At 71.0% G+C, this 17926-nt stretch carries 19 protein-coding genes; 5 read left to right on the plus strand and 14 right to left on the minus strand.

The features are described 5' to 3' along the window. Positions 1-80: 80 nt before the first annotated feature. Positions 81-494 carry a nuclear transport factor 2 family protein gene (locus tag ACILSK_RS00700; protein ID WP_395725187.1) on the plus strand — a complete coding sequence of 138 codons (414 nt, stop codon included), beginning with the start codon at positions 81-83 and terminating at the stop codon, positions 492-494. A gap of 100 nt (positions 495-594) precedes the next feature. Here the strand turns inward: ACILSK_RS00700 and ACILSK_RS00705 are convergent, their stop codons facing one another. The 7 genes from ACILSK_RS00705 to ACILSK_RS00735 all read right to left on the minus strand — a co-directional run bounded on the left by ACILSK_RS00705 (position 595) and on the right by ACILSK_RS00735 (position 8008). After that, positions 595-939: a hypothetical protein gene (locus ACILSK_RS00705; RefSeq protein ID WP_395725188.1), complete on the minus strand. Its 345-nt coding sequence runs from the start codon at positions 937-939 to the stop codon at positions 595-597. Further along, positions 936-2828 (minus strand): peptidoglycan-binding protein, encoded by a 1893-nt coding sequence (locus ACILSK_RS00710; protein ID WP_395725189.1) that lies wholly within the window; start codon positions 2826-2828, stop codon positions 936-938. Before ACILSK_RS00710 ends, ACILSK_RS00705 begins: the two co-directional genes overlap by 4 nt. Before the next feature lie 237 nt (positions 2829-3065). Then, the gene (locus ACILSK_RS00715) at positions 3066-3575 is read right to left on the minus strand and encodes a DUF6912 family protein (RefSeq protein WP_395725473.1); all 510 of its coding nucleotides are present in this window, start codon (positions 3573-3575) and stop codon (positions 3066-3068) included. Positions 3576-3580: 5 nt separating this feature from the next. Continuing rightward, entirely contained in the window at positions 3581-5026 is a 1446-nt protein-coding gene (locus tag ACILSK_RS00720) for a wax ester/triacylglycerol synthase family O-acyltransferase (RefSeq protein WP_395725474.1), read from the minus strand. Positions 5027-5110: 84 nt separating this feature from the next. Continuing rightward, complete coding sequence (locus ACILSK_RS00725; RefSeq protein WP_395725190.1) at positions 5111-6025, minus strand: hypothetical protein; 915 nt, start codon at positions 6023-6025, stop codon at positions 5111-5113. Between the two features lie 117 nt (positions 6026-6142). Next, a complete protein-coding gene (locus tag ACILSK_RS00730; RefSeq protein WP_395725191.1) occupies positions 6143-7423 on the minus strand; it encodes a CpaE family protein in 1281 nt (426 codons plus the stop codon). Between the two features lie 9 nt (positions 7424-7432). Beyond that, a complete protein-coding gene (locus tag ACILSK_RS00735; protein ID WP_395725192.1) occupies positions 7433-8008 on the minus strand; it encodes an SAF domain-containing protein in 576 nt (191 codons plus the stop codon). 320 nt (positions 8009-8328) lie between these two features. Here ACILSK_RS00735 and ACILSK_RS00740 point away from each other — a divergent pair, with 320 nt between their 5' ends. Next, positions 8329-8559, plus strand: a complete 231-nt coding sequence (locus ACILSK_RS00740) for a helix-turn-helix domain-containing protein (RefSeq protein WP_395725193.1) — start codon at positions 8329-8331, stop codon at positions 8557-8559. Positions 8560-8728: 169 nt separating this feature from the next. Here the strand turns inward: ACILSK_RS00740 and ACILSK_RS00745 are convergent, their stop codons facing one another. After that, positions 8729-9328 carry a TetR/AcrR family transcriptional regulator gene (locus ACILSK_RS00745; RefSeq protein ID WP_395725194.1) on the minus strand — a complete coding sequence of 200 codons (600 nt, stop codon included), beginning with the start codon at positions 9326-9328 and terminating at the stop codon, positions 8729-8731. A 107-nt stretch (positions 9329-9435) separates the two neighbouring features. Here ACILSK_RS00745 and ACILSK_RS00750 point away from each other — a divergent pair, with 107 nt between their 5' ends. Next, positions 9436-10026: a hypothetical protein gene (locus ACILSK_RS00750; RefSeq protein WP_395725195.1), complete on the plus strand. Its 591-nt coding sequence runs from the start codon at positions 9436-9438 to the stop codon at positions 10024-10026. A gap of 104 nt (positions 10027-10130) precedes the next feature. On the opposite strand, the gene ACILSK_RS00755 is transcribed toward ACILSK_RS00750, so the two are convergent. Together ACILSK_RS00755 and ACILSK_RS00760 are read right to left on the minus strand one after the other, a co-directional pair. After that, positions 10131-10448: a hypothetical protein gene (locus tag ACILSK_RS00755; protein WP_395725196.1), complete on the minus strand. Its 318-nt coding sequence runs from the start codon at positions 10446-10448 to the stop codon at positions 10131-10133. Positions 10449-10572: 124 nt separating this feature from the next. Next, positions 10573-11166, minus strand: a complete 594-nt coding sequence (locus ACILSK_RS00760; RefSeq protein WP_395725197.1) for a hypothetical protein — start codon at positions 11164-11166, stop codon at positions 10573-10575. Between the two features lie 99 nt (positions 11167-11265). Between ACILSK_RS00760 and ACILSK_RS00765 the strand changes: the two genes are divergently transcribed. Then, positions 11266-12396: a LysM peptidoglycan-binding domain-containing protein gene (locus tag ACILSK_RS00765; protein WP_395725198.1), complete on the plus strand. Its 1131-nt coding sequence runs from the start codon at positions 11266-11268 to the stop codon at positions 12394-12396. After that, positions 12393-12989, plus strand: coding sequence for an Rv3235 family protein (locus ACILSK_RS00770; RefSeq protein ID WP_395725199.1), 597 nt, complete (start codon positions 12393-12395; stop codon positions 12987-12989). Before ACILSK_RS00765 ends, ACILSK_RS00770 begins: the two co-directional genes overlap by 4 nt. Before the next feature lie 14 nt (positions 12990-13003). Here the strand turns inward: ACILSK_RS00770 and ACILSK_RS00775 are convergent, their stop codons facing one another. From ACILSK_RS00775 to secA, 4 genes are all read right to left on the minus strand, one after another. After that, positions 13004-13390 carry an SHOCT domain-containing protein gene (locus ACILSK_RS00775; RefSeq protein WP_395725200.1) on the minus strand — a complete coding sequence of 129 codons (387 nt, stop codon included), beginning with the start codon at positions 13388-13390 and terminating at the stop codon, positions 13004-13006. 151 nt (positions 13391-13541) lie between these two features. Then, positions 13542-14666, minus strand: coding sequence for a hypothetical protein (locus tag ACILSK_RS00780; RefSeq protein WP_395725201.1), 1125 nt, complete (start codon positions 14664-14666; stop codon positions 13542-13544). 18 nt (positions 14667-14684) lie between these two features. Then, positions 14685-14828, minus strand: coding sequence for a hypothetical protein (locus tag ACILSK_RS00785; protein WP_395725202.1), 144 nt, complete (start codon positions 14826-14828; stop codon positions 14685-14687). Between the two features lie 54 nt (positions 14829-14882). Next, on the minus strand, positions 14883-17831 hold the full coding sequence (gene secA, locus ACILSK_RS00790) for a preprotein translocase subunit SecA (RefSeq protein WP_395725203.1): 2949 nt from the start codon (positions 17829-17831) through the stop codon (positions 14883-14885). Positions 17832-17926: the final 95 nt, after the last annotated feature.

A 17926-nucleotide genomic window follows, 5' to 3' on the forward strand; every position in this document is an offset into this window, starting at 1 on the left:
GATCGATCGAACGATCGATGTGCCGGCACCCTCCGACCACCTACCGTGAGCGACCGACAGCCACTCACCAGGAGGATCCGATGACCGCCACCACCGCCCCAACCAGCACCGACATCGATTCCGTACGAGCCGGTTTCGCCGCCGTAGCGGCTGGGGACCTGCCCGGCTTCGCCGCCGTGTTCCACCCGGACGCCACCTGGAACCACCGCAACGACGACCAGCTCGGCGGGATCAAGCACGGGGTCGACGAGATCGTCGGCTTCCTCTCGGAGTCGATGACGTTGACCGCCGGCACCCTGCGTCCGATCCCGGAGATCTACCTGACCGACGACGCCGGACACGTCGCCGTGCTCACCCGGATCAGCGGAACCCGTCCGGACGGGCGACATTTCGACGACACCCAGATCCTGATGTTCACGATCGAGCAGGGACGGGCCCGCAGCGTGGATCAATTCGTCGGCGACCCGACCGCCGTCACCGCGTTCTGGTCCTGACCACGATCCGATGTGCGGAACTGCGGGCGCGACCCTACCGATCCCAACGCCGATAGATCGCTCGGCAAGCCTCGCTCACGTCGCCCAAGGGATCGTTCGGTCATCCGCCGAACAGGCTCGCCGCCACCGCCGCGACGGCGTCCGCACATTGAGGGTCGTCGGCCGCCGTCGTCCGCACCACATCGCTCCCCGCCGGCGCGTCGCCCACGCTCGCGAAGCACACCAACGTGTTCCAGTACGCCACCGTGCGGGTTCCGATGTCGTCGGGCGTGACCAGTCGCAGCTCGACCGCGGCCGCCAGGAACCCGCCGGCCGCCTGCGCCGGACGTCCCGACCGGTAGGCCGACGCGGCCGCCTCGAACCGGGACAGCGCCGCGTCCAACCCGGCCGGTTCGTGCGGCAGGTAGGCCGGGCGGGCCAACGGGTACAACGCCAGCCAGGTCATTTGAGGTGCTCCCCCGCGTCGAACCAGGTGACCAGGGCGGGCGCGTTGGTGCCGAGGTACTGCCGGTCGTTCTGCCAGAACGAGTAAGCCTCGGCGAAGAACTCCTCGGGGTGGTCGGGCCAGTTGGTGCGTGCGTACTCGGTCAACGGCGGGATCTTGTTCTTGGTGACAACCGCGACGAAGGCGGTCAGTCGCTTGGACCGGCCGGCGGAACCGGTGACGGCGGCCTCGTCGGTGCGGCGGTCGTGCACGGTGGTGTTGGCGGCCGCCCGGTCCTTGGACGTGGTGAACCAGTCGCCCTGAGCGGTGATCGTCGAGGCGAAGTCGGTGAGCGCCGGATGGCCGGCGTTCGCCTTGGCCAGGTCGGCGCGGGCCTTGTCGCGCGCCGCGATCGCCTTGGTCGCCGCGGCCTCCAGTGCGGAGTTCTGGGCCGGCGTGTCGTTGGACGACATCGCCTGCAGGCGGGTGGTCACGCCGTTGACCGTCCGGCGCAGGCTCGCCGACGACGCCAGGTTCGCCTTTGAGTACTTCTGTACGGTGCCGAAGGCGGTGCGTGACTCGGTGTTGAACTTGGTGATCGCCGCATTCATGGCGGTGATCTTGCCGTTGAGCACACCCTGCGCCTGCAGGGTCGCGAACTGCGCATCGCGGAGCGCCTTCGTCTCGACCGCATGGCCGGCCTCGTGCACGATCGTGTGGAAGCTGGCCGGGCCACCGGTGGTCCCGTCCCCGATGAACGACACGCCATCGGCCGCGAATGCCAGATCGGCAATCTTGAGCGCTTGGCTGCGGGTCGCCGTCGTGGCACCGGTGGCCAACGTCGCCCGGTGACTGAACTGCCCGGCCAGGGGCTGACCCTTATCATCGGTCAGCGTCGACTCGCGGATCAGCTCCACGCCACCGAACGCGGCCCGGTCGGTGGCGGGCAGCCGGGACAGTGCCGCGTGCACCTTGGACAGCTCGGCCACGGTCCAGGTCCCGCTACCGTCCTTGACCGAGGCGAACCCGAGGGCCTGGATCGCCGCGATGGCGGCCTTCAGGTCGGGGAACACGGCGACCGCCGCTGGCGGGCCGGCCGCCACCAGCGTCGCCGCGGCATTGCCCTGGGCGTCGATCCGGATCGTCACCCGCCCCACCGGCGCCGGGCCGGGCGGCTTGACCGGTGCCGGCCCGATCGCCGTGACCAGGTCGACCTCGGTCCCCCAGCGCGCCCGGGTGCCGAGCTGCACCAGCGTGTTCCAGACGAACAGCTCGGCCTGGCTGCCGGCGGTCACACCGATCACCGTGACGGTCGGACCGAGGTCGGGCGGCGTGGCCGTCTGCTTGGTCTTGACCTCGGCGTTGAGGGTGGCGAGCGTGGTCGCCTTGGTCGGCGGGTTGATCCGGTAGGACGCGGTGTCGTATCGCAGCACCGAGGCCGGCGGCGCACCGCTCGGCGGCGTCCTGCCCTGACCACTGCTGCCGCCGACGTCGATCGGCCCGTTCAGCGATGCGGACGTGCGCGGCCCGATCACCGCGTCGGCAGTGAGCGCGTGGGTCCGTTGATAGGCCACAGTGGCCTTGTGCGTCAGCGGGCCGAAGATCGCGTCCGTGACCAGCGGGGGTGTCGCACCGTGCGCGTTCAGTCGGTCCTGGACGTGCCGTACGTCCTCACCATGGGAGCCCTGCCGCAGCAGCCGGGGCGCCGAGCCGGGCGCCGTCAACGGATCTGCGACGAGCCGTTGCAACCCGCCGGTCCGCAGGGACAAGGTCACCGCCCGGTTGCCGGCCGTGCTCTGAAGGGCGAGCAGTCCGTGCCGTTTGACACCGGGACCCACCTCGTCGAACACGACCGGATCAGCCGGCGGCGGGCGGCGCAGCCTCGGCGGGATCCGTCGTTCTGCGCCCACCCCGCCGTCCGTTCCCCGGGTGGCCGCACCCGATTCCATGCCGCCCGGTGCGGAGCCGTTCGGACGACGAGCCGATGCCACCGATGATCCACCCCTCGCCCGCGCGGCCGGATTCGCGTGCGGGCGGCATTTCGAGCAGCGACGGGTGCCCGTCCGGGCACCGCCCCTTCGGGACGCGCCGCGCAACCCCCACGCCGATGTGGCCGACCGAACCCGGCCGACCACCGCGGCGGGCGTCTACCCGTCCAGCTCCGCCAGCAGGTACCGGATCTCCCCCGGCGCGTACCAGGCCAGGTCGAAGTCCTCGGCTGAACCGAGGGTGAACTCGGCGTCGGGGTCACCCAGATCGGCGGCGTCGATCACCGCGGCGGCCGCGCGGACGGCGCCGGCGGCGTCGGCACCGTCCAGGTGCACCGAGACCACCCGCTTCCACGGCACCGCGTCACCACCGACGGCGACGACCGCCCGGTCGCGTTCCGGCCGCGCAATCGCCTGCGATTCGTCCACATCGGCGGCCACCACGACGCGCAGGGACGGCTCGTCGGGATCGGCCGCCGCCAGCAGGCGCAGGGACGCCCGGGAGGCGTCGAGCATGGCCAGATACTCCAGCTCCTCCTCCGACCAGCCCGGGTACTCGGCCCGCAACGAACCGGTGACCGCGAAACCGACGCCCGAGCGCACCGGGACGGCGCCGGCGGCCAGCGCCGCGCGCACTCCCGACACCGTTCCCGGTAGGTAGATCCGCACGTCGCTCACGAGGTGGACCGCGACCGCCGCGACCGGGTCGGCGTCGTCGGTGATCCGGACGCCGGCACGGTGGACCGGATCTCGTCGACCGCCTCGGCGATCTGGGCGGCGAACTCCTCGACGTCGGGCACGGCCTCGCGGTCGGCCGTGATGCCGAAGAAGACGCCGCCGTTGTACGACGTGCAGGACACGGCCAGCGCGTGCCCGACGGTCAAGGGAGCAACCGGATACAGGGCGACGACCGGATAACCGGCCGCGTAGAGCGGCACCTGGGGCCCCGGAACGTTGGTGATCAGCAGGTTGTAAGTACGCCTGGACAGCTGGCCGGCCACTCGCGCGCCCAGCGCGTGCAAGGTCGGCGGGGCGAACCGGCCCAGTTCGACCAGGGAGTCGGCCGCGACCTGCTGCCCGGAGTCCACGTGCGGGCCCATCGCGAACGAGACCTGGTGCAGCCGCATGGCCGGGCTGGGCTCGGCGATCGGCAGGTCGACCAGGTAGGACGCCACCGATCCGGCCTCCTCGCCGGGCCCGGGTGCCACCGACATCGGCACCATCGCCCGCAGGCTCGTGTGAGCGGTCACTGCCTCACCGCGGGACAGCAGCCACGACCGCAGCGCGCCGGTGATCACCGTGATGATCACGTCGTTGATCGAGCCGCCGTGCGCCCGCCGCACCTGCTTGAAGTCGGCCAGGTCGGTCCGCACGCTGGCGAACCGGCGCAGCCCGCTCTTGGCGTCGTTGAGCGGCGACCGCGGCGCCGGGCTCACCGTGTGCCAGGCCATCTCGGCCACCCGACCGGCAACCCCCAGCAGCTTGCCGGCGACCGCACCGGCGTCCTGCGCGAACGTCTTGGCCACGTCGAGCACCTCGGACGGACGGGCGGTCAGGTCGGCGATGGCATCCACCACCAGATCGATGTCGCCCGGCGCAGGATTCGGGATCCACGGCTGCTCGGGCAGATCACGGGAGCGTTTGGTGATGTCCAGGATCGCGGCGGCGACGTCGACGGCGCCGATCCGATCCATGATCGCGTGGTGCGTCTTGTTCACCAGGGCGACCCGGCCCCCGGTCAACCCCTCGATGACATAGACCTCCCACAACGGGCGGGTCCGGTCCAGCGGCCGAGTGATCAACCGCCCGACCAGTTCGTCGAGTTCGATCTCGGTCCCCGGTTTCGGCAGGGCCGAACGCCGGACGTGGTAGGTGATGTCGAAGTCCTCGTCATCCACCCACACCGGGCGGGCCAACCGACCCGGCACGAAACGCACCTTCTGCCGGTAGCGCGGCACCAGCGACAGCCGCGACTCGATGAGATCGACGATCGTCGAGTACCGGAAATCCGGGCCGTCCGGATCGGGCTGCAGGATGGCCACGCCCCCGACGTGCATGGGGGTACCCGCGTCCTCGGCGTAGAGGAACGAGGCGTCCGTGGCGGACAGCCGGTCGGTCACAGGCACCTCGCCCGCCTGCGCTCGACGCCCCGGTGTCGGTGATGTCGGCGGTCTGGTGCCCGCCCGGCCGCCCTGCTCATCCCGTCATCGTGGCACAGAGCGCGTACGGTCACCCGGGACCGCGGCCGGATGGGGAGCCGCCGGCCGTTCGAAGAGTTGGGCGAGCCCGGCCACGCTGAAGCAGGCCGCCCCCAGCGCGGTCCCCCAGTTGATCATCCAGACGCTGATCACCTCGCCGGTCGCCGGCCGCACGAACGCGGCCAGCCCGGACAGCAGGAACAGCCAGGAACCGATCTGGTTGACCACGACGATCCACCAGCCCAGGTCGCCGACGATCAGGCGGAACCGGCCGTGGCAGACCTCCACGATGCCGATGTGCCCGGAGACGAGGAACAGGATGCATCCGACCATCTCCGGTGCCCAGATCAGCTTGTCCACCTGGCCGGAGGTCAGCTCGGTCAGGAACGCGTCCACCAGGCTGATGGCGAAGGCCAGGGTGCCGCAGAACAGCACGAACGCGGCGAGCCACCCCGGCCGATGCGGTTCGTAGGCCCACCAGCGCCAGGGGCGGGCCGCCAGCGCACCGTCCTTGCCGATCTTGCGCGGCGAGTTGACCTCCTGCACGAGGGCGACGTAGGCACCGGTGGAGAACCAGAAGCCGCCGACGAGGAACGTCCAGTCGATCACGGACGTCGACGCCGTCGAGTACTGCGACATCAAGGCGCCCAGGGTGAACAACGCGCCACCGAGAAAGAAGGACAGGCCCGAGATGTCGTTGCATCGGCGCAGGCGCACCGCGACCGCCGGCCGGGCCATGATCCGCTCGACGACGCCGTCCCGAACGACCTCGATGAAGCCGCGCTTGCGCGCTTTGCGGGACTCCCAGGTGGCGGTCGAGCCGTCCGGGTGTTCCCACCGCACCTGGCTGACCAATGACCCCCGCCCGCCGGTATGGCGGACCGCGGCGTCGGCGGGCACGTCGAAGGGATGGTGCGCCATCACCCGGGATCCTCGCTCACCCGGTCATCTTCACCGATGGCTGCTCGCCCCGAATCACCCGGTCGGTAGCAACGGCCCGGCCGGCGGTCCGGCCCGGCCAGGGCGGGCGCCCCCGCGTCATGGGCCGCCGCGGACCGGCAGCCGGGACACGGACCGGGCCAGGTCGGCGATCGCCCCGCGCAACGGCGACCGCGGCGCGGCGTCGGCGAGCGCGACGCCCCGCCGCCAGGCCCGATCGGTCGCGGTGCGGTCCTCGGGCAGGCGCGCATACACCTCGAGCCCGGCGAATCGGCGCACCGCGGCCTCCGCCTCCGCGGCCGACCCCACCGATGATCGGCACCGGTTGAGCACCACCCGGGGCACCACGTCGGGCACCGCTTCACCCAGCTCGGCCAGCCCGCGAACCAACCGCTCCAGTCCCGGCGGATCGCAGGAACCGACGACCAGCACCAGGTCGGCCTCGGCCAGGATCGTCAGCGTTGCCCCGTTGCGGCGCGGGGCCCGGGTGTCGAACGAGATCTCCTCGTCCGCTTCGAGTGCGAACGCGCAGTCGACGACGGTCAGCGGGGCCATCTCCCGGGCCGCGTCGAGCACCAGCGGGATCGCCGACGGCCGCACCTCGGGCCACCGGTCGGCCCGGGAGATGCCGGTGAGCAGGCGCAGGTCGTCACCCAGCGACCAGCACAGGCCGGCCAGCGCACCCAGATCCAGTTGACCGCCGGCCGCCAGCCGGCAGGCCCCGGCCAACCCGGGCGACTCGTCCAGCAGACCGAAGGCCGATGACACCACGCCGCCGTACACGTCGGCATCCACCAGCAGGGTGGGCACCGATTGCGCCGCCGCCTCGACCGCGAGGTTGGTGGCGAGCAGAGTGCGACCGGGGGCCCCGGTCGGTCCCCACACGGCGAGCACCGAGCCGCGCAGCGGCGGGCCGTCCGGGATCTGCACGTCGGCCAGCGAGCCGGGCGGTGGCAACGCGGACCGCGGATTCGACGCGCCGAAGGACGCCGGCATCGCCGTGGGATCGAGGTCGGTGATCTCCGCGACCGCGACCCCGGCGGCGGCGACCAGGGCGTCGACCCCGGCGTCGTCGGCGACCAGCGCGGTGATGCCGATCCGGAGCAGCCGCGTGCGGGCATTCTCGTCCGCCGCCGGATGGACACCGACCACGGCCACGCCGGACGACCGGAGCCGGTTCACCGCGTCGGTGTCCAGCCGACGCAGATCGGCGGAGACCACGGCCACCGCGGCTTGGCCGGTGGTCGCGACCGCCAGCACGTCGCCGATGTCGACGCAGCGCCGCAACACGGTCATCGGCGAGCCGGGCCGGTCCAGCGCGGCGACCAGCTCGTTCTCCCAGCCCTGACCGCTGCCCGCGGTCAGCAACCCCTGGGCCATCCCGCCGCCTCAGCCGTTGACCAGCACGACGATGGCCGACCCGGTGGGCAGCACCCGCACGAGCCGGTCGGCCACGTCGGCGGGCAGCAGCACCGACAGCTGGTACTGGTTCGACGTCGCCCCGGACAGGCCCCCCGAGGCCGGCGCCGCGATCGACTGCACGGTCAGATCGCGGCCGATCAGATCGGTCGTTGCCGGGTCGCCGGACCCCGGCGTCGCATCGGTGGTCAGGTACAGGTCGATGGTGGAACCGTGCCCGACGCCCGGTGGCAGGTGTTCGGGAGCCACCGCGATGGCAATCACCCGACCGTTCTCGCTCGGGCCGACCGCGGACGCGGCGAGCAGCTCACCGGCGGCCAACGGGGCGGCCAGCGTCATGCCGACCGGGGAGCCCGACCCCGGGCTCAGGTACGCATCGGCATTCGCGCCGAGGTTGACCTCGACGGCGGCCACGTCGCCGGCGCCGATGATCGTGCCCGCGGCCAGGCTCCGCTCGGCCGCCCACACTGGCGATGTCTGGGAGCCGGCGGCGATCACCCGGGCGCCGATCACGATCGCCGCGATGACCAGCAGAATGCCGCCCACGACCCGAACGTTGACCCACCGGGGCCGGGACAACCGACGTGGGGCAGGGGCCGGCGGCAGTGACATGCCGATCCTCCCTGTGCGTCGGTCGCGACCTGTGCCACACTCTTCGTGGCAAACTACATCATCATCAGTCAAGCGCCATCAAAAGCAGCCCAACGATGCGCGGCACCCTCTCATCGGGCGTGCGCGCTCGTCGTAGCGACAGCAGAAGGGACTCAGGTTGTGGCCTCGGAGCGATTTCTCACTTTTGCCGACGTCGCCGACATGATGTCCGGTCCTTCCGATATCTCTTCGACGCGACGGGTGGAGGTCGGCTCATGACGGCCGAGCGGTTCCTGACCTTGACGGACGTCGCCGAGATCTTGAACATATCGGCTTCCCAGACATATGCCCTGGTTCGCAGTGGTGACCTGCAGGGCATCCAGATCGGCGGCCGCAACCAATGGCGGGTCGAACGGTCCAAACTGGAGGAGTACATCGAGACGGCCTACAAGCGGACGGCGGCCAACCTGTCCGAGCTGCCGACGTCGATGCCCAGCGAGACCTGACCCCGGCTGCTCGTGTCGGGTCCGAGCAGTGGATCGACCGGTCCCGTCGGCGGCAAGCAGGGCCATGGCGGGCAGTAGGTGCCGTGCTCTTGTTCATCGTTTTCGGCGGTGTGGTGTTCTTCTTCGCCACGGCAGCCAATTCCGATGAAGCGGCCGGCCAGGGCTTGGGTCATGCCGGTCCGAAGAGCTGGTCCGAGAGCAGGAGTGAGGTCCATTCCACCCAGCGCCGTTTGGACCAGCCAGTGTTCAGCACGAGCTCGGCGTACGCTTCGGGCCCCATCAAGAAGTCAAGGATGTCGGCAGCCTGTGCAGGCAGGAGGCCGGGGCGTAGCGGCGCCTTGGCTTTCAGGGCCTTCACCAAGTACTCCATTCCCTCCCGCCTCAGCCGCCTCGAGTTCCGGTAGATCTCGCCGGCGGGCTCGCGCGCGAGTGCCGCGAAGATCGGCAACGTCGGGGCAATGCGCTCGTTGAGGGTGACGACGCCGGCAACCATTGCGGCCACCGCGTCGCGCGCATCGACCTGCGCAAGCGCGGCGATGCTCCACTCCTGGAGTTGGGGCGGCAGTCCCTCGTCTCCCATGACGGTCCACTCATGGACGGCCCGCAGCAATTCGTTCTTGGTCCGGTACTGGAAGTACACCGTCTGCACCGCCACCCCGGCGGCGGCGGCGATCTCTTCCATGGTCGCCTGCCGGATGCCACGTTCGCAGAACAGGGCGTGAGCGGCCCGCACGATCCGTGCCCGCGTCTGGATCGAGCGCTGCTCCATCCTCGACTTTGGAGCGTTGACCTCCGGCACAGCCTCACGCTAACATTTGTAGTGAACCACTAGTGGTTAACTACAAATCATGCTCGTGAGCTGGGAGGAGACTTGCAGTGTCCAACATCGAGACGCAGGTACGGACCACTGAGACGGGTCAATCGGGGATGCGGCTGCTCGCCGTGCTCGGCATGGCGGGGGCACTGGCCCAAGTCGGCGGCGGCCTGCTGGAGACCGTCGATCGTGTCGGTCCAGGCGAGCCCGGCTACGCGCTGCGCACGTCCGCGATCGGCGTGGCCTACTTGCTGTTCCTCGCGACCCTGGTGGGCGTCGAGCGGTCGGGGGCCACGGCGCACCGCCGCCTTTCGCGTGTCGGCCTGACGGTCGCCGGCGTCGGGTGGGTGCTGTACTCAGTCGCCCAGTTCGTGCTCCAGGTCGATCCTCGCCCAGCCGAGACCGTCCTCTTCCCGGTCGGCACGGTCCTGATCGGAATCGGCATGATCGCCGCGGGGGTCGGTGTGCTCCGCGCCCATCGCTGGACCGGTTGGCGCCGGTACACCGTGCTGGCCTGCGGCGTCTACCCGTTCGCCATACTTTTCCCGACGTTCGCCATCACCGGCGGGCCGAACTTCCTCGCCCTGGCACTGTGGGGCGTCTGCTGGTTCGTGTCCGCGCTCGCGCTCTGGCCAGCGGCCGAGAGGTCATGAATCCGCTTGCCGGATTTGGTCCGGGCGAGAACCCGATGCCCAGCGAGACCTGCCCCCAGCCGTTCGTCAATCCGTTGCCCGACGCAGGACCGGATACCTGGACATCACCTCGTCGAACTGGGCGACCAGGCCCGGCAAGAAGGTCTGGTCGTCGCCGAGACGGTCCCTTCGACGGCGAGCCGGCCCGACCCGTCGCCGGCAATGGTGAGGTCGAGCCAGTCCACCAGCGACCCCAGACGAACCGTGCCGGTGAGCCAGCGGTGGAGTTCTCGCAGCTCATTGACGAACTCCCCCAGCTCGTCGCCGCGCAGCTGAGCCTCCGGGACACCGACGTGGACCCCGCCGATCGATCTGCTGATCGGGGTTCGAAGCCAGCCGCCGTCCCAGAAATCGCTGGCCGACGGATCTCTGCGCGAGCGCACCGCAATGTGCAACCAACCCAGCTGAGTGCTCCCGATCGTCAGACCCGACCCACTGGGAACCGTCTGCGCCGACCGACCCGTCACCCCGTCCCCCGTCACCAACCGGTCCGACCGACCCTGCCCCTCAGGCGAGCGGCGTCGCCCGCACCAGCAGCACCGACGCCAGCGGCACAAGCGCGACCGAGCGCACCGCTCCGGCCCGCCGCGGTTCCCAGGCCGCGTGCAGGGCCACCTCGATGAAATCCGCCCCCACCCGGTCGATCGTGCCGATGAGTTCACCCGATCCCCCGCCCGTCGCCGGCGGACCCCCACCGGTCCACCCGGCCAGCGCCACCTGCACCGGTGCGCGATCCCGGGCCAACCCACGCAGCGCGCGGCGCAGGTCGAGCCGCAGATCCAGACCCGACGGCGCCGCCCCGGTGGTGGCCGTCACGCCCTGCACCACGGCGACGGCCCGCCACGGCACCACGCAATCCCGCTGCCCCCCTTCGACCACCAGCAGCCAATCCGGACCGACCGCCCGCAACGCCCCGGCGACCACGGCGCCGCCGGTGACTCCGATGCGGACCTGCTGGTTCAACGCACCGGCGAGCCGCTCGATCGCGGTGACGGCGCCAATGGCCACCCGCTCGCGATCCGCCCGTTCGGCCGCTTCCTGCTCATCGGCGAGCTGATCGAAGCGGCCCTCGAGCTCGGCGAACAACCGATCCCATCGCATGGCACCACGATCGCAACCACGGTCAGGCCGGTCAAACCCGAGCCGAATGGGCCCTTTCGGGCTTGACACAGCTCATCCCTATCGTTTTCACTTCTCGTCATGGCAAACGATGTCAAACGCAATGATCGGCGATCGTTTCGCACGAACGACGAACGAGCGGCGCCACCGACCGGGCCCGCGCGCCTGACGCTGCTCGCTTGCGTCGTCGCCCTGGCCGCGCTGCTGACCCAGCTGCCGGGGCCGGCCGAGGCGCTCGACGTGCTGACCGGCACCGGTGCGGTGCCGACGTCACCGAACGCGCCGCTGGCGGCCGTCCAGTCCATGCTGCTGATCACGGCCGGCCTGCTGGCCTGGTCATTGGCCGGGTGGGCGGTCGTTGTACTCGGCGTCGGGCTGATCGCGCGCCTGCCCGGCCGATCGGGGCGCCGGGCCCGGCGACTGCTGCCGCGGATCGCCCCCGCCTCGGTCGGTCGACTCGTCCTGGCCGCGGTGGGTGTCTCGCTGATCGCCGGGACCGCGGCCTGCGCCGCGCCGGGCGCACCGGGTCCGGCCGCCGCCGGTGCGTCCGTCAGTGTCTGGTCGACGCCCGCCTCATCCGCGACATCGACGACCCCGCCGACAGCGCCGACGACCGGGCCGGGGGCGTCGGTCACGATTGACTGGCCGGACCCGAGCACGGCTCCGACGCTGGCATCGGCTTCGGCTGCGGCATCGGCCCCGGCATCGGCTCCGGCTTCGGCATCGGCTTCGGCATCGGCTCCCGCTCCCGCTCCCGCTCCCGCTCCGGCGACCCTCGCGCCCGCCACGACCCTGACACCGGCGGCGGCGGCGGCGACCACACCGTTGTCGGATCCGCACTCCGCCGCGGCGGACCCCGGAGCGACAGCGACCATCGACACGCCGGAGCCGCCGACCGGATCACTCGTGAACCCGGCGTCGGCCGCCGGGCCTGGTACCTCAGCGACCGGCGGTCAGGCATCGACGAACACCCCGCCCGCCGAGCGGTCGGCCGCCCCTGCGCCGTCCAGCGTGGTGAGAGTGCAGCCCGGGGATTCCCTGTGGCGAATCGCCACCGCGGCCCTGGGCCCGGACGCCACCGACCTGGACGTCGACAACGCCTGGCGCGCGTGGTATTTCGTCAACCGGGAGGTGATCGGCGACGACCCCGACACGATCCTGCCCGGTCAGGATCTCCTCGTGCCGAGCGACGCCGGGCAGGTGCGGCCGTGACCGCCGCGGTCGCCGGGTCGGCGGGCCGACGCACGAACCGGCCCTACCTGGCCCCGGTGCCCGACTCAGAGCCCCCGTTCGATCAGGTCGGTGGCCCGCACGGTTCAGCGGCGACCATCCACGAGCGGCGGCCGGCGGCCGGCTTCAGCCCGGGCGGGAACGCTCCGATCCAGCTGGCGGCGTCGGTGACGGCGCCCATCCCAGCGCCCACCTCGGTGGCCTGCGCAGCCGTGCCGTCGTGGTCCGCGGACCCGGACATTGGCATCCGGCGCACGGGCACGGCGCAGCTACCGGCAGCGCCGCGGGCGGCGCAGGTCTTCACCACGGCGCTGGTCGAGGTACTTGCCGGCCGGCGGCCGGTCGGTCAACTGCGTGTACACACCGCGCCGGCGGTCTTCGCCGGCCTGGTCAATCGGGCGCCGCACGGGCTGAGCGCACCGGCTCACGTGATGTCGGTACGGATCTGTCAGCCCACCGACGGTGTCGCGGAGGTCAGTGCGACGGTCCGCAGCGGCGCCCGGGTGCGAGCGATTGCGTTCCGGATGGAGGGTGTCGACGGGCGGTGGCGGGTGACCGCCCTCGACATCGGCTGAGCCGGCGCGACCTCTCAGATGCCGAGCAGCTTGGCCTTGGCCGCGGCGAACTCGGCGTCCGAGAGCACGCCGGCCTCCTTCAGCTTGGCCAACTGGCCGATCTGACCCACGATGTCGTCGCTGCCACCCGACGCCGGTTCCGCCGGCGGGGCTGGCGGCGCCTGGTAGGCCGGCGGCGCCTGGTAGGCCTGCTGCTGTGGGTATTGCTGCGGCGGCGGGCTCTGCTGCTGGTAGGCCGCCTGTTGATCGGCGGCCTGCTGGTCGGCGGTCGCCTGCTTGTCGGCCGCCTTCTTGGCCTGGCGGTTGTTGACCGCGTTCGCGGTCGCGGTCGCGGTCCCCGCGACCACCGCCGTCCGGGCCACCGTGCCGATCAACCCGGGCCGTCCCACTCGTCTGAACATTCGCCGCTCTCCTCGATCCCGTCCGACCCGGACCGTCACCGGCACACCGGGCGTGTCGAGTGTGCCACGAGCGCAGCCGCCCACCTCGGCGGCCCTGACACGAACCCGGCGCCCCCCGGCACCCGCACCCCTCAGCGCGCGCACCCGAAGGTCAGGGCGTCCAGGAGTCGTCGCGCGGCAGCAGCAGCCGGCTGGCTGACGCCCGACCGGGTGGGAAGCCGGTCGCGACGGCCCGGCCCAGGATCCGACCGGCCACGCTGTTCATGGTGTCGACGTCGTTGTCGAACCCGCCGTGGCTGACCGCCATGCTGCGCCGCCCCGGGGGCGCGTCCGGGGGCGTCGGCGACCAGACGACCTCCGCCGCCCGTTGTTCGGCCGGGTCCAGACCGAAGGTGGCCAGCAGTTCCCGGCTGGCCCGGATCGCGACCTCCATCCCGAGCAGCGGACTGTCGGTCGGGTCCTCGAACAGCTCGCTGACCAGGTAGAGCAGCGACCGCCGGTACACCCGGAAACACGAGTCGGCCTGTTCCGCGGCGTCGGTCATCGTGTACAGCACCAACGAGTCGACGCCGGCCCCGACCAGCGGCAGCAGGGTCGAGGAGAAGTCATCCACCCGCAGCGCAGGCGCGAGCAGCTGCAGCGTGCCGAAGGTCGGGCCGCTGGATCCGCCGAGCGCGACGACGGCGGGCACGAAGCGCGAGTGGAAGATCGCCCCCGCCGAATGGCCCGCGGCGTGCACCGTGATCCGCCCGGGATTCTCCGCGCAGAACCGGACCAGGCGCTGCGCGACCGCATAGGCCCCACCGCCGGGCCGGGACGCCACCTGGGCGCTGACCTTCACCGACCACCACGGCGCCCCCCGGCCACCGGTCGGCTGCATCGACCGGATGAGACTCGCGACGCTCAACAAGGTGTCGGAGAGCCCGGTCTCCCACACGAAATGGATCGGGTAGCAGCCGTTGTCCCGCCACCAGGGCACCTGCTGGCCGGCGATCCGCAGGCCGGCACTCTCGGACACGATCCCGCCGTGGGCCCAGAACACCACCGGTACCGGCCCGTCCCACCCTTGCGCCGCACGGTCGGCGATGAACCGCGGCAGGTGCTCGTCGAAGATGGCGTCGACGTCCTCGATCGGCGTCTGCATGACCCCATCAGTGGACAGCAGCCCACGGGTCAGGTTCACCACATACGGGCGCAGCGCCGCCAGATCCTGCGGGTCATCGGGGTCGACACCGTCGTGCAGCGACGCCAACGGGTCGGTGGTGCCGGTGGACATCCCCATCCCGCCGATCGATCAGCTCACCCGGTCGGGCCCGGGCTCATCACCCAGCTCGGCCCGCTCCGCCGCGTCACGTTCCTCGTACTCCTCGACGCCGTGTCGCGCCCACTCGTCGATGCCCTGGTGGCTGCGTTCGGTCGCATCGTCGGCCGCGGTCATGGAATCAGCATCCACCGGGTCGGTGACGATCGCATGACGACGCGCGAGCGGCCTTCATTCACTTCCGGGCCGCCCGTGGCACAGCTTGTACTTCTTGCCCGACCCGCACGGGCAGGGAGCGTTCCGGGACGGCTTGTTCCCCGTCGCGGTGGCGGCGCCCGCCTTGCCGCCGGCCCCCCCGCCGGTGCGCCGGGTCTCGGTGCCGCCGTCGTCGGCCGGGCCGCTGTAGGTCAGCGGAGTGACCGGCGGGGGGCCGCCCAGCCCCTTCCCGCCCAACGCGGACGGCGTCGCGGTCGGCGGAGCCGCCGGGGCGCCCTGATCCGTGGGGAGTGCCTCGACCGGGCGCATCCGGCGTCGCACGGGCTTGCCGGCCGGCGCGGTGCCGTTGCCGTTGCCGGCCGGCACGGCGCCGTCGGCCGCCGCGGACGCCCCGTTGCCGCCCGCGGCCAGCGCGGTCGCCGCCGCCGACGTGCTCGTGATCACCGGGGTGGCCGGTGCCGGCTGCTGCGGCTGATCGGCCGGGACGACCTGAACCTGCAGGTTGTAGAGGAATCCGACCGACTCCTCCTTCAGCGAATCGAGCATGGCGGCGAACATGTCGAAGCCTTCGCGCTGGTACTCCACCAGCGGGTCACGCTGCGCCATCGCCCGCAGGCCGATGCCCTCCTTCAGGTAGTCCATCTCGTAGAGGTGCTCGCGCCACTTCCGGTCGAGCACCGACAGCACGACGCGACGTTCCAGCTCGCGGGTGATCGGGGAGGTCAGCGTCTCCTCCCGCTTGGCCCAGGCCGCGCGGGCATCGGTGAGGATGGCCTCCCGGAGCGAGTCCTTGGTCAGATCGCCGTGCTCCTTGGCGATCGACTCGGGGGTGACCGAGATCGGGTAGAGCGTCTTCAGCGCGCCCCACAGGGTGTCGGTGTCCCAATCCTCGGCGTAACCCTGCCGGGTCGCGCCGTCGACGTAGGCGGTGATCACGTCGGTGATCATGTGCTGCACCTGCTCGTGCAGATCCTCGCCGTCGAGCACGCGGCGCCGCTCTTCGTAGATGACGGTGCGCTGCTTGTTCATCACCTCGTCGTACTTCAGCACGTTCTTGCGGATCTCGAAGTTCTGCTGTTCGACCTGGGTCTGCGCACTCTTGATCGCCTTCGAGACGAAGTTGTGCTCGATCGGCACGTCGTCGGGCATCCGCAGGCGCGTCATCAATGCCTCGACGGTGCCGCCGCCGACCCGCCGCATCAGGTCGTCACCGAGCGAGAGGTAGAAGCGCGACTCACCGGGGTCGCCCTGCCGGCCGGACCGGCCGCGCAACTGGTTGTCGATGCGCCGGGACTCGTGCCGCTCGGTGCCCAGCACGTACAGACCACCCGCCTCGCGCACCTTCTCGGCCTCGGCCTTGGTCCGCTTGGTGGCCTCCTCGACCGCGACGGCCCAGCCCGCCTCGTACTCCTCCGGCGTCTCGGTCGGGCTCAGCCCCTTGGCCCGCAGGTCCAGGTCGGCGGTGAAGTCGACGTTGCCGCCGAGGACGATGTCGGTGCCGCGGCCGGCCATGTTGGTGGCCACGGTGACCGCGCCCGACCGGCCGGCCTGCGCGATGATCGCCGCCTCCCGGGCGTGATTCTTGGCGTTCAGCACCTCGTGCGGGATGCCGGCCCGCAGCAGCAACTTGCTCAGCAGCTCGGACTTCTCCACCGACGCCGTGCCGACCAGCACCGGCTGCCCGTTCTCGTGCCGCTCGGCAATGTCCGTCACGACCGCGTCGAACTTGGCCAGTTCGGTCTTGTAGATCATGTCGGCCTCGTCGAGGCGCTGCACCGGCTTGTTCGGTGGAATCGGCACCACACCGAGCTTGTAGGTCTGGTGCAGCTCGGCCGCCTCGGTCTGCGCGGTGCCGGTCATCCCGGCCAGCTTCTCGTACAGCCGGAAGTAGTTCTGCAGGGTGATGGTGGCCAGGGTCTGGTTCTCGGCCTTGATCTCGACCCGTTCCTTGGCCTCGATCGCCTGGTGCATTCCCTCGTTGTAGCGGCGACCGTGCAGCACCCGGCCGGTGAACTCGTCGACGATCAGCACCTCGCCGTTGACCACGATGTAGTCGCGGTCCTTCTTGTACAGCTCCTTGGCCTTGAGCGCGTTGTTGAGGAACCCGACGAGCGGCGTGTTCACCGACTCGTACAGGTTCTCGATGCCCAGGGCCTGTTCGACCTTGGACACACCCTCCTCGGTGACGCCGACGGTGCGCTTGGACTCGTCGACCTCGTAGTCGGAGTCCCGGTGCAGGCGCGGCGTCAGCCGGGCGAACTCGGTGTACCACTTGGACGACTGGTCGGCCGGGCCGGAGATGATCAGCGGCGTGCGGGCCTCGTCGATCAGGATGGAGTCGACCTCGTCGACGACGGCGAAGTGGTGGCCGCGCTGCACCAGATCGTTCTTCGACCAGGCCATGTTGTCGCGCAGGAAGTCGAAGCCGAACTCGTTGTTGGTGCCGTAGGTGATGTCGGCGGCGTAGGCCGCCCGGCGCACCTCCGGGGTCTGCTGGGACAGGATGACGCCCACCTCGAGGCCGAGGAAGCGGTGCACCCGGCCCATCCACTCCGAGTCGCGCTTGGCCAGGTAGTCGTTCGTAGTGACCAGATGGACGCCGTTGCCCTCGAGCGCGTTGAGGTAGACCGGCAGGGTGGAGACCAGGGTCTTGCCCTCGCCGGTCTTCATCTCGGCGATGTTGCCCAGGTGCAGCGCGGCACCGCCCATCAGCTGCACATCGAAGTGCCGCTGTCCGAGCGTCCGCTTGGCCGCCTCACGCACCACCGCGAACGCCTCGACCAGCAGGTCGTCGGTGCTCTCGCCCTTCTCCAGGCGTTCCTTGAACGCGGCGGTCTGGCCACGCAGTTCGTCATCGGACATCGCGACGTAGTCGTCCTCGATGGCGTTGACGTGGTCGGCGATGACGCGCAGACGCTTGAGCGTCTTCGCCTCGCCGACCCGGAGCAGTCTGCCAAGAACCACGTGTTTCACCCTCGGTCGAATTCACGGTCTCGCCGGCCGGGACCAACCATCGGTCACGGCCGACCCGGGACCGGGCCCACCCGGCCGTGACCATG

Source organism: Nakamurella sp. (genome assembly GCF_044224575.1).
Classification (GTDB): domain Bacteria; phylum Actinomycetota; class Actinomycetes; order Mycobacteriales; family Nakamurellaceae; genus Nakamurella.

Coding starts and splice junctions, on each gene's coding strand:
- ACILSK_RS00700 (WP_395725187.1), top strand. CDS start 81: ATGACCGCCACCACCGCCCCAACCAGCACCGACATCGATTCCGTACGA.
- ACILSK_RS00705 (WP_395725188.1), bottom strand. CDS start 939: ATGACCTGGCTGGCGTTGTACCCGTTGGCCCGCCCGGCCTACCTGCCG.
- ACILSK_RS00725 (WP_395725190.1), bottom strand. CDS start 6,025: ATGGCGCACCATCCCTTCGACGTGCCCGCCGACGCCGCGGTCCGCCAT.
- ACILSK_RS00730 (WP_395725191.1), bottom strand. CDS start 7,423: ATGGCCCAGGGGTTGCTGACCGCGGGCAGCGGTCAGGGCTGGGAGAAC.
- ACILSK_RS00740 (WP_395725193.1), top strand. CDS start 8,329: ATGACGGCCGAGCGGTTCCTGACCTTGACGGACGTCGCCGAGATCTTG.
- ACILSK_RS00745 (WP_395725194.1), bottom strand. CDS start 9,328: ATGGAGCAGCGCTCGATCCAGACGCGGGCACGGATCGTGCGGGCCGCT.
- ACILSK_RS00760 (WP_395725197.1), bottom strand. CDS start 11,166: ATGCGATGGGATCGGTTGTTCGCCGAGCTCGAGGGCCGCTTCGATCAG.
- ACILSK_RS00765 (WP_395725198.1), top strand. CDS start 11,266: ATGGCAAACGATGTCAAACGCAATGATCGGCGATCGTTTCGCACGAAC.
- ACILSK_RS00775 (WP_395725200.1), bottom strand. CDS start 13,390: ATGTTCAGACGAGTGGGACGGCCCGGGTTGATCGGCACGGTGGCCCGG.
- ACILSK_RS00780 (WP_395725201.1), bottom strand. CDS start 14,666: ATGTCCACCGGCACCACCGACCCGTTGGCGTCGCTGCACGACGGTGTC.
- ACILSK_RS00785 (WP_395725202.1), bottom strand. CDS start 14,828: ATGACCGCGGCCGACGATGCGACCGAACGCAGCCACCAGGGCATCGAC.